12 protein-coding genes are annotated in these 15,685 nt (G+C 62.7%); 8 read left to right on the forward strand and 4 right to left on the reverse strand.

Translation table 11 applies throughout. The features are described from left to right. Positions 1–69 precede the first annotated feature (69 nt). The 3 genes from folE (at position 70) to M2366_RS07920 (ending at position 5,084) form a co-directional block, all read left to right on the forward strand. The gene (folE, locus tag M2366_RS07910) at positions 70–726 is read left to right on the forward strand and encodes a GTP cyclohydrolase I FolE (protein WP_042043384.1); all 657 of its coding nucleotides are present in this window, start codon (positions 70–72) and stop codon (positions 724–726) included. A 322-nt stretch (positions 727–1,048) separates the two neighbouring features. After that, positions 1,049–2,698: a methyl-accepting chemotaxis protein gene (locus M2366_RS07915; protein ID WP_259235735.1), complete on the forward strand. Its 1,650-nt coding sequence runs from the start codon at positions 1,049–1,051 to the stop codon at positions 2,696–2,698. A gap of 298 nt (positions 2,699–2,996) precedes the next feature. Next, the gene (locus M2366_RS07920) at positions 2,997–5,084 is read left to right on the forward strand and encodes a methyl-accepting chemotaxis protein (protein WP_259235736.1); all 2,088 of its coding nucleotides are present in this window, start codon (positions 2,997–2,999) and stop codon (positions 5,082–5,084) included. Between the two features lie 215 nt (positions 5,085–5,299). Here the strand turns inward: M2366_RS07920 and M2366_RS07925 are convergent, their stop codons facing one another. Next, on the reverse strand, positions 5,300–7,039 hold the full coding sequence (locus M2366_RS07925; protein ID WP_259269379.1) for a formate--tetrahydrofolate ligase: 1,740 nt from the start codon (positions 7,037–7,039) through the stop codon (positions 5,300–5,302). A 66-nt stretch (positions 7,040–7,105) separates the two neighbouring features. Here M2366_RS07925 and M2366_RS07930 point away from each other — a divergent pair, with 66 nt between their 5' ends. Next, positions 7,106–7,510, forward strand: a complete 405-nt coding sequence (locus M2366_RS07930) for a hypothetical protein (RefSeq protein WP_259269380.1) — start codon at positions 7,106–7,108, stop codon at positions 7,508–7,510. A gap of 42 nt (positions 7,511–7,552) precedes the next feature. Here M2366_RS07930 and M2366_RS07935 read toward each other — a convergent pair whose 3' ends face one another. Beyond that, on the reverse strand, positions 7,553–8,458 hold the full coding sequence (locus M2366_RS07935; protein WP_042043391.1) for a LysR family transcriptional regulator: 906 nt from the start codon (positions 8,456–8,458) through the stop codon (positions 7,553–7,555). A gap of 108 nt (positions 8,459–8,566) precedes the next feature. On the opposite strand from M2366_RS07935, the gene M2366_RS07940 reads away from it, so the two are divergent. From M2366_RS07940 to M2366_RS07955, 4 genes are all read left to right on the forward strand, one after another. Further along, positions 8,567–9,127, forward strand: coding sequence for a YceI family protein (locus M2366_RS07940; RefSeq protein ID WP_224430785.1), 561 nt, complete (start codon positions 8,567–8,569; stop codon positions 9,125–9,127). Continuing rightward, positions 9,127–9,864 (forward strand): hypothetical protein, encoded by a 738-nt coding sequence (locus M2366_RS07945; RefSeq protein ID WP_259269381.1) that lies wholly within the window; start codon positions 9,127–9,129, stop codon positions 9,862–9,864. Before M2366_RS07940 ends, M2366_RS07945 begins: the two co-directional genes overlap by 1 nt. Positions 9,865–10,074: 210 nt before the next feature. Continuing rightward, complete coding sequence (locus M2366_RS07950; protein WP_042043395.1) at positions 10,075–11,196, forward strand: adenosylhomocysteinase; 1,122 nt, start codon at positions 10,075–10,077, stop codon at positions 11,194–11,196. Positions 11,197–11,274: 78 nt separating this feature from the next. Next, the gene (locus M2366_RS07955; protein ID WP_042043396.1) at positions 11,275–11,586 is read left to right on the forward strand and encodes a SelT/SelW/SelH family protein; all 312 of its coding nucleotides are present in this window, start codon (positions 11,275–11,277) and stop codon (positions 11,584–11,586) included. A 62-nt stretch (positions 11,587–11,648) separates the two neighbouring features. Here M2366_RS07955 and M2366_RS07960 read toward each other — a convergent pair whose 3' ends face one another. Both M2366_RS07960 and pepT read right to left on the reverse strand, forming a co-directional pair. Further along, the gene (locus M2366_RS07960) at positions 11,649–13,406 is read right to left on the reverse strand and encodes a lysophospholipid acyltransferase family protein (RefSeq protein WP_259269382.1); all 1,758 of its coding nucleotides are present in this window, start codon (positions 13,404–13,406) and stop codon (positions 11,649–11,651) included. Between the two features lie 144 nt (positions 13,407–13,550). Further along, complete coding sequence (pepT, locus tag M2366_RS07965; protein ID WP_259269383.1) at positions 13,551–14,774, reverse strand: peptidase T; 1,224 nt, start codon at positions 14,772–14,774, stop codon at positions 13,551–13,553. Between the last annotated feature and the right edge of the window lie 911 nt (positions 14,775–15,685).

Here is a 15,685-nt window from a genome sequence, read left to right on the forward strand (position 1 = left end):
ATCGCCGTTTACTATGCCGCCACAAACCCTGTGGGCCATAATATTCCCTCTGTGTGGGAGAGAGACAAGATGATGAGCTTAAGCCAGGAAGCCCTGCTGGTCAGAGCGGCCCTCGAGGCCGAAGGACTGGAGACCCCCTTGGTCTCCAATTCCCTGAACAACCAGCAAAAAAAGGAAAATATCGAGGGCCACATGCGTGCCATCATGGAGACGCTCGGCCTGGATCTGGCCGACGATAGCCTGGCCGAGACTCCCCATCGCATCGCCAAGATGTATGTGAACGAGATCTTCTCCGGCCTCGACTACGCCAGCTTCCCCAAGGTGACCGTCATCGAGAACAAGATGAAGGTGGACGAGATGATCATGGTCAAGGACATCAGCCTGACCAGCACCTGCGAGCATCACTTCGTCACCATCGACGGACTGGCCCACGTGGCCTATATCCCCCGTGGCAAGGTGATCGGCCTGTCGAAGATCAACCGTATCGTCCAGTTCTTCGCCCGCCGCCCTCAGGTACAAGAGCGGCTGACCCAGCAAATATTGCTGGCGTTGCAGACCCTGCTCGGTACCAAGGATGTGGCCATCAGCATCGCCGCTACCCACTACTGCGTGAAGGCCCGTGGCGTGATGGATTCGACCTCCTACACCACCACCACCTCCCTGGGCGGGGTCTTCAAGACCCAGCCCGATACCCGCGCCGAGTTTCTCGGTGGCCTGAAAGGCTAGTCACCCTGGGGCATGTCCCACCGACATGCCCCGACTTCTTCTTCTTCTTCTTCTTCTTCTTCTTCTTCTTCTTCTTTTTTTTTTTTTCTCTCCCGTCTGCCCACCCCGGTTTATTTTTTGAAAAAATCCTAAAGGGATGCCCGCGTGCGCCGATACAGCTCACCGTGCCGCGAGATGGTCTGTTTGACACCCGTTTGGCCCCCTCGTCCGTGCCGATACGGATGAGATTTGAATGACTGCTATGGATGGCAGCTAGCGCGCTCGCGCCTTTTGGGGCCAGCGCCGACGAATGCCACTTGATGACCCATATGCAGGACATGCCATGAACACCATGACGATAGGCAAGAAACTCACCGCCGGCTTTGCCGTACTCGGCCTGATGATGGCCTTTATCGGCGGTTTTTCACTGTTTGAATTCAGCACCATGAACCGGGCCGCCACCGGGTTCACCGACAGCATACTGCCCGCCGTGGTGCGCACCAGCACCCTGGGGGAGACCATCAATGCGGTGCGCCGCTATGAGCTGGATGTCTTTCTGGTGGCGGACGATCCCCAGCAGCAGGCCCATTACCGCAATGAGAGCGAGAAGAGCCTGAGGGAGGCCGGGCAGCAGATAGCGGCCCACGATGCCACCATCTGGGCGGAGGATGTGGAGGAGCGCCGCACCTTCGACATCGTCAAGGCGGACTGGGAGAAATACCTCGGCCTGCACCAGCGCATCAGGCAGATGCAGGACGCCGGTCAGATGACCGAGGCCCAGCACCTCTTCATGGGGGAGGGGATCACCCTCTACACCAACCTGGCCAAGTCGGTTGGCGATCTGGTACGCATCAACCATGGCTATGCCGACGCCTCCCGCAAGGTAGTAGTGGGGGCGTATGACTCCGCCAAACTGAGCGTCACCCTGGCCCTGCTGGTCGGTCTGGCGCTGGTGATCGCGCTCTCTGTGGTGCTGACCCGCCAGATCCGCGATCCCCTCATCATGCTGGCCCGCCAGACCCAGCGCATCGCGGGCGGCGATCTGGGCAAGGGCGAGTTGCAGAGCTGGATCCAGGAGCATCGCTTCAACCGGGATGAACTGGGTCAGCTTGGTGCCGGCATCCACAAGATGCAGGGGGCCCTGGCCGACCTGGTGAGTGAGATATCCGGCTCGGTGAGCCAGCTGAGCAGCGCGGTGGAGGAGGTGAGCGCCATCTCCGAGCAGTCCGCCAGCGGCATGGCTCGCCAACAGAGCGAAGTCTCCCAGGTCGCCACCGCCATGAACGAGATGCAGTCCACGGTCAATGAAGTGGCCCGCAACACCACGGATGCCATGGGCGCGGCCAAGGATGCCTCCCGCACCTCGACCCAGGGCAACCAGGTGGTGCGCAGCGCCATCGGCAGCATCGAAGAGGTGTCAGTGCAGATAGAGCAGGCGGGCGCCGTGGTGGCGCAGCTGGAGGCGGACAGCGCCAACATCAGCATGGTGCTGGACGTGATCCGCGACATCGCCGGTCAAACCAATCTGCTGGCGCTCAACGCGGCCATCGAGGCGGCCCGGGCCGGTGAACAGGGCCGTGGCTTTGCGGTGGTGGCCGATGAAGTGCGCTCCCTGGCCCAGCGTACCCAGGACTCCACCGCCGAGATAAGCAAGATGATCGAGCTGCTGCAGAGCCGCGCCGCCGAGGCGGGCAATGCCATGCAATTGAGCCGTCATCAGATGCAGTCGAGCGTCGGGCTGGCACGGGAAGCGGGGGGCAGCATCGACAGCATCAACGGCGCCGTCACCCAAATCAGCGACATGAATACCCTGATCGCCACCGCGACCGAGCAGCAAAATGCGGTGACCGAGGAGCTCAACCGCAGCATAGTGAACATCCACAATGCCGCCGACGAGAACGCCCAGGGGGCGCAGCAGACCGCCCAGGCCTGTGTCGAGCTGAGCAAGCTGGCCACCTCCTTGCACCATATGACCCAGCGCTTCACCCTCTGATTGCGGGCATCTGCTGGATAACCAGGCCCCGCCCATCGGCGGGGCCTGGTCGTTGCTGAGGGCTTGAAAGCAGCGCTTCCCCTTGGCCTGGCTGGTAGCCTGATCGGGCGTTGGACGCGCAAATACCCAGGGTTTCCCCGGCAAGGGGGGGGCCACGGCGGCAGCGTTGTCAGCGGATTGTCGGAAATGTTCGAATACGCTCACAAAACGGTGATTAATTTCAGCTGCCCCAGTTCCTGTTACTGCCTCAACCCCTTATGATCCCTGAAATTTTGGCCCAGGAGGCGCCACGTTCGTTATGTTTCGTTCCATCAAATACCAGGTCATGTTTTTTGCGGGTTGCATCCTGCTGGCCACCGTCCTCAGCGTGGTGGGTTACGGTTATCTCTCCCTGGCCAGCTTGCAGGAGAAGATCCAGCAGGAGAGTCATGCCAGTGCCCGGCAGCAGGCCAGGCAGTGGCTACTGACCCTGGCGGATGGTCAGGCGAGCGAAGTGGCGCGCTCCTTCGAGCTGGCGCTCGATGCCGGTGAGACCCTGGCGGCGCTGCTGGCGGGCAATGTCCATCAGCGTGAGCCCCTGAACCGGGACGAGGTTACGGCCCTGCTCAGGGACATCGGCGATCGCAACCCGGACTTTCTCAGCATCTACAGCGGCTGGGAGGCCAACAGCTTCGATGGCGAGGATCTGGCTCATACCGGCAATGGCCAGCATAGCCAGGGATCGGGCAACTTCGCGCCCTACTGGAGCCGCGGCCCGGCCGGTTTCAGCTTGAAGCCCCTCGGTGACTTCTATAGCCAGACACCGAGCGAGACCGGGATCCGCGCCTCCGAATGGTATCTGTGCCCGCAGCAGAGCAAGGCGACCTGCGCGGTCGATCCCTCGGTCTATCAGGTCAATGGTCAACCGACGCTGCTCACCTCCTTCGTGGTCCCCGTGCTCGATGGCGATCAATACCTCGGCATGGTGGGGGTCGATTACTCGCTCAACTATCTGCAGCAGATCGCCCTCAACATCAGCCAGCGGGTATTCGATGGTCAGGGGAGGGTGCGCATCATCAGCCCCATGGGCATCCTTGCCGCGGACTCTGGCGACGAGAGCGGCATCGGTCGCCGCCTGCAAGATCCCCTGTTGCTGGCCCAGCAGCAACGAGGCCAGGCAGGCAGCGAGGAGAGTGATGACCAGTTGAGCGTCTTCGCGCCCATCCGTCTCAACAAGGTCAAACAGGCCTGGGGGATTGCCATCGAGGTGCCCAATAGCGCGCTTTATGCCGAGTATGAACTGACGGCGCAGGCGCGAGCCCAGGCGTTTGGCAAAGGGATCTGGACCCAGCTGATGGTAGGCATGCTGGTGGCGGGGGCGGGATTAGTCTGCCTCGCCTTCGCGGCGGGCTCCATCTCGCGGCCGGTGCAGGAGACGGCGCGCATGGTGGCGCGTCTCTCCAGCGCCGGGGGCGACTTGACCCAGCGTCTGAGCCAGAACCGGCCCGATGAGACGGGGGCCCTGGCCAAGGGGATCAACCAGTTTGTCGCCACGGTGCAAGGCATAGTGACCGATACCGCCGCCAGCGTGAGGGAGCTGCAACAGGCGACCGCGGGCTCGGCTCGCCAGGCTCAACAGGGGCTGAGCAACAGTCATCATCAGCTGGAGCAGGTGGAATGGGTGGCTGCCGCCATCCACGAGATGTCCTCCACGGCGGATTCGGTCGCCAGCAGCGCCCAGATCACGGCCCAGGCGGTGGATGAGACCCGTCAGGCCGTGCACAAGGGTCAGCAGGTGGTGAGTGCCTCGGCCAACGGCATTCGTCAGCTGAGCGGGCAGGTGGAGGAGGTGTCGGAGAAGATCACCGCCTTGCAGCAACAGGGGGTACAGATCGGCACTATTTTGGATGTGATCCGCAACATCTCCGAGCAGACCAACCTGCTGGCGCTCAATGCGGCCATCGAAGCGGCCCGGGCCGGTGAACAAGGCCGTGGCTTTGCGGTGGTGGCCGACGAGGTGCGCAGTCTGGCATCCAGGACGCAAGCCTCGACCCAGGAGATCCAGCAGATGATCAACAGCCTGCGGGAGACCACCAGTGCGGCCGTTGGCACCATGGCCGAGGGGCGTAATCTGAGCACGCTGGCCTTGCAAGATGCCGAACAGGCGGTGCAGGAGCTGGCGACCATAGTGGTGGCGGCGGACCGGATCCAGGACATGGCGGCCCAGATAGCCAGCGCCGCCGAGCAGCAGTCCAAGGTGAGCGAGGAGATAAGCCTCAATGTCAGCAGCATTCATGAGGTGGCGACGGCCGGGGCCCAGGTGGCCAGGGAGCAGGACGCCCAGAGTCGGCAGATGCACGGCCTGACCGAGGCGGTGATGACCAAGCTGGGGCGCTTCCACTACTGATGGATGGCCCTGACGCCAGTGAAAGACCCCGCCCATTGGCGGGGTCTTTCATGTGGGGGGTAATCCGCTTGATCCGACGATGTCACCCTTTGCAACGCTGTCGATGTGTCGATGTGTCGATAGTGGGGCCGGGGCTTGCGTCATCAACTCAATCCCACAATGTCACCCCTCTCATCGATATCGATGTGTCGATAGTGGGGCCGGGGCTTGCGTCATCAACTCAATCCCACAATGTCACCCCTCTCATCGATATCTATGTGTCGATAGGCCGGCAAGGTGCCGAGCCCCGGCATCGTCATGACCGGGCCCGCCAGGGCATAGACGAAACCGGCGCCCGCACACAGGGTCAGCGAGCGGATGGGCAGTTCGAAGTCGGTGGGCACCCCCTTGAGGGCCGGGTCATGGCTGAGGGAGAGCGGCGTCTTGGCGATGCAGACCGGCAGATGATCCCAGCCTGCCGCCGACAGGGCCGCGAGCTGGGCCTTGGCCTGTTCGGACAGTTGGATGCCGCGTCCGCCATAGCCGCACTCGACCAGGGTGGCGAGCTTGGCGGCCAGCGGCAGACTGTCAGGATAGAGGCGCTGGGACTCGCTCGTGGGTAACCTGGTCTGATGGCAGGCGTTCACCACGGCCCTGGCAAGCTCGGTGGCCCCGGCGCCGCCCTGGGTGAAAGCCTGGGAGAGGGCAGCCTCTGCCCCCGCGGCTCTGGCGGCGGCGAGCACCATCTCGAGTTCAGCCTCGCTGTCGCTGGGGAAGCGGTTGAGGGCCACCACCACGGGCACCCCGTAGCGGCGAGCATTGTGGATGTGCCAGACCAGGTTGGCGCAACCCAGTTGCAAGGTGGGCAGATCCTCTTGCTGCAAGCTGGCGGGCAGCGGCTGGCCCGGGACGAGATTGACCTCACCACTGTTGGCCTTGAGGCCACGGACGGTGGCGACCAGCACCACGGCATCGGCAACAAGTCCGGATTGACGGCACTTGATGTTGAAGAACTTCTCCAACCCCATGTCGGAGCCAAAACCGGCCTCGGTCACCACATAGTCGGCCAGATGCAGGGCGAGGCGGTCGGCTATCACTGACGAGTTGCCGTGGGCGATATTGGCAAAGGGACCGGCATGGACCAGTACCGGGGTCTGCTCAGTGGTCTGCATCAGGGTGGGCTTGAGCGCCTCCTTGAGCAGCACCGTCATGGCCCCGGCCACCTCGAGTTGCTCGGCGGTGATGGGCTGGCCCTGGTCATTGAGGGCGAGCTGGATGCGGCCGATGCGGGCGCGCAGATCCCGCAAATCCCGAGCCAGGGCCAGGATGGCCATCAGCTCGGAGGCGGCGGTAATGACGAAGCTGTCGGAGCGGGGCACCCCATCCTGTTCGCCGCCGAGGCCGACCTCTATGTGACGCAGGGCCCTGTCATTGATATCCAGGGTGCGGGGCCACAGGATCCTGGCCGGATCAATCTCGAGCCGTGCCAGACCCGTCGTGGCAGTGAACTGGTCGCCGAGTCTGCGCTCATGGAACAGGCGGGCATCCAGGGCGGCGGCGGCCAGGTTATGGGCGGCACTGATGGCATGAAAGTCGCCGGTCAGGTGCAGGTTCATCGCCTCCATCGGCACCACCTGTGCAAAACCGCCTCCGGCGGCGCCCCCCTTGACCCCGAATACCGGGCCCAGGCTCGGCTGGCGCAGGGTGGCGATGCAAGATTCGCCCAGTTTGTTGAGTCCCATGGCGAGCCCGACCGTGGTCACCGTCTTGCCCTCGCCAAGGGGGGTCGGGGTGATGGCGCTGACCAGCACCAGCTTGCCGGCACGCGGCTGGCCCTGACTCAGCAAGGCCGGGTCCAGCTTGGCCATGTGGTGGCCCTGCGGCGAGAGATGGGCGGGATCGATGCCGAGGCGTTCGGCGAGGAGGGTCACAGGCAGGCGGGGGGACTGGCGGGAGATCTCGATATCGCTTAGCATCAGCACCTCGTTGGCATAGGAGTTCGACTATGTCAGGGAGTCTAGAGGAACCAAGAGGTCAGGCCAATGAGTAATAATATTTTATCCCGGGATCGCGTGCCCATGCAGGAGCCGGTCGCCTTCGATCTCAATGGCCTCTATCACCCGCCCAAGCGGCCCCTGACCGCCCTTGGCATCATCAGTGCCGTCATGCCGATGTTCGGATTCGGCTGGCAGGCGATGACGGGGGATCCCGAGCAGCACTTTCGTGATGAGGTCGCGCGGCGCATCAACCGCAATCGCCGTGACGAGGCGAACCTCATTCTGCTGCTGCAAATCGCGGCACTCCATGATTGCCGCGCCCTGACGGTGGCCTTGCCCTATGTGCTCAAGGCCGATCAGCTGGCCCAGATCCGCACCCGACTGCCGCGCTGGCAGATCGACTGCGACGGGGAGCAATTGCAGGCCAGGTTGGCGGCTGAGGTTGTCTGAGCGCAGGCAAAGACCGTCGCCACTCCCCCTGTGCCGCGGGACTCAGGGCGTGACATTATCCCAGTAATGGGGGGCCAGATAGCGCTCCTGCACGAACTCGATGAAACAACGCACCTTGGCCGACACGAAGCGCCGGTGCGGATAGAGGGCATACAATCCCACCTCTCCCTTGTCCCATTCGGGCAGCAGTGACACCAGTTTCCCCTCGCGCAGCGCCTCACCGACGATGAAGGTCGGCTGCAATATGATGCCCTGATCATCACAGGCTGCCCGGGTCAGGGCCACCCCATTGTTGGCTCTGAGCGGCCCCTGAGGACGCACGCTCTGGCGCTCCTCCCCCCGATGCATCACCCAGTCCGGCTGGGTCAGGGTATAGATGAGGCAGTCATGCTCCTTGAGATCCTCCGGGTGCCGGGGCGTGCCGTGTCTGGCCAGGTAGCCGGGGCTTGCACACACCTCGAGACGCATGTTTGCCAGGGGCCGGGCGACCAGGGAGGAGTCAGGCAGAGTGCCGATGCGCAGGGCCAGATCGAAGCCTTCCTCGACCAGCGCCACCCGCCTGTCGCTGTACTCTATCTCCAGCTTGAGCTCGGGGAAGCGTTCACGAAATCGCGGCAGGGCGGGGGCCAGATGCAGGTAACCAAAATCCATGGGCACCGACAGCTTGAGGGTGCCCTGGGGCTGCTGGTTGTTGTGGGTCAACTGGCTGTGGGTCTCTTCCAGCTCGGCCAGCAGCGCCTGGGATCGCTGGTAGTAGAACTGGCCCGCCTCGGTCGGATTGACCTGTCTGGTGGTGCGCGACAGCAGCCGGGTGGCGAGGGACTCCTCGAGCTGCTGCATCAACTTGGAGGTCATGGCGACCGAGATGCCGAGCTGGGCGGCGGCCTTGGTAAAACTCTGGCACTCCACCACCTTGATGAAGGTGCGCATGGCGGCTATCTGGTCCATTGTTAACTCTCGGTAAATAATTATTTTAATAAATCGCTGATTATCACTCTCTCACGGTGAGTTAGTATCTGGCAAATGCTAATGAATCCACCCATGAAGGAACGAGACATGAAGATGACCAAGATGTTGCTGGCCTCCAGCCTGCTGATGGCGACGCCACTGATGGCCGCCGAGTATGACGTGGATGCGGCGCACACTACGGTGCAATTTGAGGTGGGACACCTCGGTTTCTCCGAGCTGGTTGGCCGTTTCAATACCTTCAGCGGCACTTTTGCCATGGACGATGCCAACCCGGCTGCCGCCAAGGCGAGCTTCGAGGTGGATGCCGCCAGCGTGGACTCCAACCACGAGGCCCGTGACAAGCACCTGCGCAGCCCGGACTTCCTGGATGTCAAACAGTACCCCAAGCTGAGCTTTGTCAGCTCCGCCTATGAAGGCACCAAGGATAAAGGCGTGCTCAAGGGCACCCTGACCCTGCACGGCGTCAGCAAGGAAGTGGCCTTCGATCTGGTCAAGATCGGTGAAGGCAAGGATCCCTGGGGCGGCTATCGCAGCGGTTTCAACGCAGCGACCACCATCAAGCGCAGCGATTTCGGGGTGAACTACATGCTGCCGAACATCCCTGACGAGATGAAGATCAAACTGTTCGTCGAAGGCGTGCGTCGCTAATGGGCGCTGCACTCCTGCTGCAGACACTGGCGGCTCCTCTGGGAGCCGCTTTGTTATCCTGGCGCTGGCCCAGACTCGACTACCTGTGGGGCGCCCTGGCGCTCTGGCTGGTGGGCACTCTGGTGGGCGGCACCTATCTCTTGCCCGTCAAGGCCTGGCAGTGGTTGCCGCTGACCCTGGCGGCGGTGGCCCTCGTCAGCCAACTGCCCAACCGCTGGCTCGGTCTGGGCCTGTTCGCCCTGCAGGGCGCCCTCATCTGGTGGCTGGGCTTTGCCAGCCTGATCCAGGGCACCCCCGAGCTCTGGCTGGCAGTGCTGGCCGCCGTACTCTGGCTTGGCTGGACTCATCGCCATGGGGATAGTCGTGAAGGGCTGGGATTTACCCTGGCTTTCATCTGGCTGGCCCTGGTCATCGGTATTGATGGCAGTCTGCTCATCGCCCAGCTCGCCGGTGCTCTGGCCGCCTTTGCCGGACTGCGGGCCCTGCTGACCACGCTGACCGGCTTCAAGGGGGCTGTGGCTCCTTTGGGGCTGGCACTGGCCTTCATGCAGATGCTGGCCTGGCAGTATGTGGAAGTACCCCTGCTGGCCCTGTTGCCAGTCTGGTTGTTGCCGCTGTTCGAGTGGTTGCTGAGAACGCGTTCCCTGCCGGTGCGCTGGGCCGTGCTCATCGCATCGGCCGCCATGGGCACCGGGCTCAGCCTGTGGTTCGTCTGGCCACAGGCATCCCTCTACTGAGTTCTGGCGATTAAGAATGGCAGTTAATGTTTGTAAAACAGACAATTAACAACCTTATTGCCATCTGGCGCATAGTTTTGTCCGATAAAGATTGAGCCTCAATCGCGTTTGGGCTAAAAAGGCTGCATATCTAATTTGGACACTTTCAGAAACCCGGCAAGGCCGGGTTTCTGTTTGCCTGCAGTTTGCGGCGTGCTAAGGAGGCCACAGTTGCGCAGTCAAGGATCTGAGCATCTGTTTTTTCGCCATTTTACCAGGCAGGGCCCCATCGAGGGACTCTGCATCGTGCTGGTAACTCATTTGCTGCCCGATCGACCCCACTTCATCCAGGCATTGGCCCAGATTGGCCGTATTGGCGCCATCTTGCCCAAACCCAAATCCGTTCATGAAGCCACCCTGGGATGGGCCCGCCAGCACTTTCCCGTGCGGGATCTCAACCGCCAGTGGAGCAACTGCCCCCAAGAGGTGATCACTCAGCTCGCCCCCCTGGTGGCGGCTCATGAGCGATTGATCATCCTGGATATCGGTGGCTATTTCGCCCGCACCCAGGCTCAGATCGCCGCGTTTTTCGGCCCCCGTTTTCTGGGGGTGGTGGAGATGACGGAGAATGGTCATCAGCGCTATGAGCTGGAGCCGCTGTCGGCCCCCGTGCTCTCGGTGGCGCGCAGCCCCCTCAAGCAGGCCGAGGATATCCAGATTGGCCTGAGCGTGGTCTATTCCGCCGAATCCCTGGCCCGCACCCTCAATCGCACCTTCAATGTCTGCCAGGCCGCCCTGTTTGGTTATGGCAAGGTGGGGCGCAGCATAGCCCGGGAGCTGCGCTGCCGTAATCTGCATCTGGAGGTGGTGGAGACCGATGAGCTGCGCCAGGTGGAGGCGCTCTCCCACGGTTTTCGGCTGGTAGACAAGCAGCAAGCCCTGTCCCGGGCCGAGCTGGTGGTCTGCTCCACCGGTAATGGCTCCCTCGATCTGGCCGATCTCGAGGCGCTGCGTCCCGGCGCCATGCTGGCCTCGGTCACCTCGGCCGATGACGAGTTCGCGTTCTGCCTGGCACAACTGCCCTGGCCGAGCGAGGAGGTGTGCCCCCATGTGCTGGCGCTGACCCGTCCCGATGGCAGCGTCATCTTTTTGCTCAATCGCGGTGAGGCGGTCAACTTCGTCCATGGCGCCGTGATCGGAGGCTATGTCTACCTGGTGTTGGCGGAGATCATGGAGGGGGTGCGGCTGTTGGCGGAGTTTCCCATGGTGGCGGGGTTGCGGGATCTGCCGCCGGATCTGATGCGCAATATCGCTCGCCACTGGCTGGCCGATTTTCATGGGGTCAGCCAATAGGCCTCTTTTTAAGCGCGGACAACGGCCAGACCTGATCCATGGCCGCGACGGGCTAACCGATTCTCAGGGAGTGACCCAATGACAGAGTTATCGTCTTCTTTGCCCAAACCACGGATTGAGATCCGCTACTGCACCCTGTGCCGCTGGATGCTGCGGGCCGCCTGGCTGGCCCAGGAGCTGCTCTCCACCTTCGACAGCGACTTGGGGGAGGTGGCCCTGGTGCCCGCCAGCAAGGGGGAGTTTCGTATCCTGGTCGATGGGGTGCTGGTGTGGGACAGAGTGGCGGATGAGGGCTTCCCCGAGGCCAAGGAGATCAAGCAGCGGGTGCGTGACCTCATTGCCCCTGAGCGCGACCTCGGTCACTCGGATCGCAAACCCGCCAGCGAATGAGGATAGCGGGCACATACGAAGAGGGAGGCCATGGCCTCCCTCTTCGTAGGCGGCACTGGTGATCAGGGGCTGGTTGTGGTGGTGGCGGGCATGGCACGCAAGTATTCAATGGAGGGGGTTTCAAGGGACTGGCTGTCGATATAGCGTGCCCGCTTGTGGGGTTTGATGCGGCTGACATCGACCCAGACCAGGCCATCGATGCAGTGGTTGAAGTCCGAGTCTATGCCGAAATCCATAAACTGCACGCCTCCCGGCTCGCACAGCTCTGAGTACTGCTTGTAGAGGGTGGGGATGGCGCAGCCCAGGTTGCCGAGTCGGGATTTGAGCGCTATCAGGGCATCGCCATAGTCCAGACCCGCGAAGTGGGTGTCCGTGGCGGGATAGGGGTGACGAGAAGGGGCCGGGGATCCTTGTCCGGCAGGCCCTTGGGGGGCGAAGTGCTGACGATAGAAACTCACCAGCAGATCCCGCGCCTGGGGTGGCAGGCTGCCGGACAGAGAGACGGGGCCAAACAGGTAGCGGTAATCCGGGTAGCGGGCCAGGTAGGCGCCGATGCCGAACCAGAGATAATCCAGCCCGCGTTTGCCCCAATAGGCGGGCTGAATGAAGCTGCGCCCCAGTTCAATGGCCTGATCCAGTTGAGGCAGCAACGCCGGTTCGAAGCCAAACAGCGTGTGGCTGTAGAGGCCGCTCAGCCCCTTGCTGACCAGGATCTCGCGCACCGGGGCGAAGCGATAGGCACCTATGATGTCGAGCCGGGTCGGATCCCAGAGAATGAGGTGATGGTACTCATCATCAAAACTGTCCAGATCCCGGCGTCGCCCCGACCCTTCCCCCACGGCCCGAAAGGCAATCTCCCGCAATCGGCCCAGCTCGCGCAGTATCTCGGAGTGGCTCTGCTCATGACGGCGATAGAGGTAGATCCGCTGACCATCCGGGGTCTGGCCGAGAGGCTCGCAAGCCTCGATCGCCTGTTTGAGCCGGGCCCTGTCGCCCGGCAGTGCGATGGGGGATTCGGTCGGGAGGCGGCCCTTTTTGCCTTGGCCGATGCGATAGAGATGTTCGCGCACCAGCTTGGCCCCAGGCTTGGCTGGCAGCGCCTCCAAGGCATGGGGCGGGATGCGCTGCCCTATGGTAATGGTCATGCGCCCCCCTTGTTGGCGAAACAGCTGGGCGGCCAGCAGCAGGCCTGCCCAGGACTTGTTGAGCCAGGAGCCAAGGTAGAAGCCAAGGCCATTGCGTGCCCCCAGGTGGATTGGCACCAGCGGGGTCTGGGTACGCTTGGCCAATTTCAGAAATCCCCCCTGCCAGGGGCCATCCTTGATGCCCCTGAGACCGAGGCGTGACACCTCGCCGGCCGGGAATATGATGATGGCGCCGCCCTTGGCCAGATGCTCCCCCATGGCGACGATGGCCCTGCGTTCCGTCTTGCCTCCCAGGTTGTCCACCGGCAGCAGCAGGGATTGCAGGGGGGTGAGACCGGCCAGCAGCCGATTGGCGACAATCTTCACATCGGGACGAATGCGACCGAGCAGGCGCAACAGCGCCAGACCATCGAGGGATCCGATGGGGTGATTGGCCACCAGTATGACCCGCCCCTCGGCCGGGATATTCTCGAGCTGGGCATCGCTGACGTGATAGTCGAAATCGAGCTGGCAGAGCGCCTGTTCGACGAAATCCAGCCCCTTGAGATGGGGATACTGGGCGGCGAAGTGCTGGAAGTCGCGCTCGCGCAATAACCATCTGAGGAGGCGGCGGGCCGGACCCGGCAGATTGAGATGGGGGTAGTGCTGGCTGAGAATGGCATCGACGCTGAACATGGGGCGGCTCCGGCTGTGGCTCTTCCCCCAGCATGGCGCCGTTCTGTTCCCGCCCCGTGGCAGCCCCGTGACAGTTTGATGGCAAGGGGCGGCGGGAGAGCCTGGCGGCTGGGTAGACTCCGGCACCAGGCCACCCCGGCGGCGTCACTCCTGGTACTGGGCGCTCAGGTGCACCAGGGCGACCAGGGTCTGCACCGCTTTCTCCATGGATTGCAGCGGGATGAACTCATGCTTGCCGTGGAAGTTGTGGCCACCGGTGAAAATATTGGGGCAGGGCAAGCCCATGAAGGAGAGGCGGGCGCCGTCGGTGCCACCGCGAATGGGCTTTATCCTGGGGGTGACGCCCACGGCCACCATGGCCGCCTCGGCCAGCGCGATGATGTGCATGTGCGGGGCTATCTGCCGCTTCATGTTGCGATAGCTGTCCCGGATAGCGAGTTCGATGCGCGCCCCCGCCGCATCGGCTTGCAGGGCGGCGACCCGCTCGGCGAGCAGGGCCTTGCGAGCGGCAAAGCCCTCATCATCAAAGTCGCGAATGAGATAGTGCAATTCGCTCTGCTCCACCGAGCCCTGCATCTGCGCCAGGTGGAAGAAGCCCTGATAGCCGTCGGTGGCCTCCGGCGTCTGCTCGGCGGGCATGGCGGCGTGAAAGCGCGCGGCCAGGGTCTGGCTGTTGATCATGCTGCCCTTGGCGGTGCCGGGGTGCACGTTGTTGCCTGTGATGCGCACAGTGGCGCTGGCGGCGTTGAAGTTTTCATACTCCAGCTCCCCCAGTTCACCGCCATCGACGGTATAGGCCCAGCGAGCCGGGAAGCGATCAAGGGGGAACAGATCGGCGCCGCGGCCTATCTCTTCATCCGGGGTGAATCCGAGCCAGAGATCGCTCCTGGGCAACGTGGGCTCGGCCTGCAACCGGGCCACCGCCGTGATGATCTCGGCGATGCCGGCCTTGTCATCGGCCCCCAGCAGGGTAGTGCCATCCGTGGTGATGAGATCCTGGCCCAGATAGTGCCTGAGGCAGGGGTGCTCGCGAATGCTCAACACCTCGTCCCCCTTGCCGAGACAGATATCGCCCCCCTGATAGTGTTCGATGAGCTGGGGATTGACCCGCTCGGCCTCGTAATCGGCGGTGTCCAGGTGGGCGATAAGGCCGATGGCGGGGGCACTGGGTTGGTTGCCGGGCAGGCAGGCGGTGAGATAGCCATTGTCATCCAGGATCACCTGGCTCAGGCCCATGGCGTGCAGCTCACCCTGAAGGGCCTGGGCGAATTGGCGCTGGCCCGGGCTGCTCGGGCAGAGGGGGTTGTTGGGGTTGGATCGGGTATGAAAGCTCAGATAGTGCAGAAAGCGGGAAAGCAGCTGGTCCATCGGACGGCCTCGACAAGGGATGAGCCGCCATTGTCTGCCGGCCCTTTGCGCCTCGCCTTGCGTCAGCGCAGTTTTTTGGCGACTAACCTCGTCACGGGCCCTTGACCATCGAGAATGGGGTCAGGGGTTGTCGTGCGACACAGCCTGCGAGCGGGGCGGCAAAAAAAGGGGGAGAAGTGCCTGGGGTGGCGGGTTGAAAAAGCCCCAGGCCACGGGGGGAGGGCAACAGAGGCCAACCCCAGAGCTGGCTTGGCTGGCAGCGAGATTGGGCTCACTCCAAAAAAGCGAAAATTTAACAAGGTTTTTTATTGTCAGCCCGGCGCAGAAGTGTGTAAACTCCGCGCCGATCCAAGGGGTAACCCCGGGCAGGCGAGGCCGCCCATCCCCCTTGCGTTCGACCGCCTATAGGGCGAGGCATGCAGACACGACAGACACTGCAGGGATTGGATTTCTGTTATATCGGTTAGGTGCCGGTATCAGGGAGAACAGCAGGCATTTTGACCATTCAGGCGACCGAGTGGCCCTTGGGCTCATCATCATCCCCTTGTCATGGGCGGTCGTGGATGGAAATGCATGCTGCGGTATCTTGTCGTCATCTGCTCGCGTTTGCGATGACGCCTCGTCCCTCTCTTCCTTGAAATCCTGCTCCCAAGGTGTTGTGACTGCCAGGCCATGATGAGCCGCGGCGTGGCTGATGCTGCGCGCCATCAAAGTACCGCGGAGCTGACACCCAGCGCCGCATACCGTTGAGCTTGATGTAAAGCCACAAGCCCCACATCAAGACTCGTTACTTCCCAAAATCCACCAGGCAGCCTTGGCTCGCCGCGATGGGTGAATAGATAGTCTGGATGTGACAGACGTCAACAGTCGTGATCAAGACGGCGGCCAACCGCCCTTGCAAGACGCGTTAC

It is taken from the genome of Aeromonas sp. BIGb0405, assembly GCF_024807335.1.
Classification (GTDB): domain Bacteria; phylum Pseudomonadota; class Gammaproteobacteria; order Enterobacterales; family Aeromonadaceae; genus Aeromonas; species Aeromonas rivuli.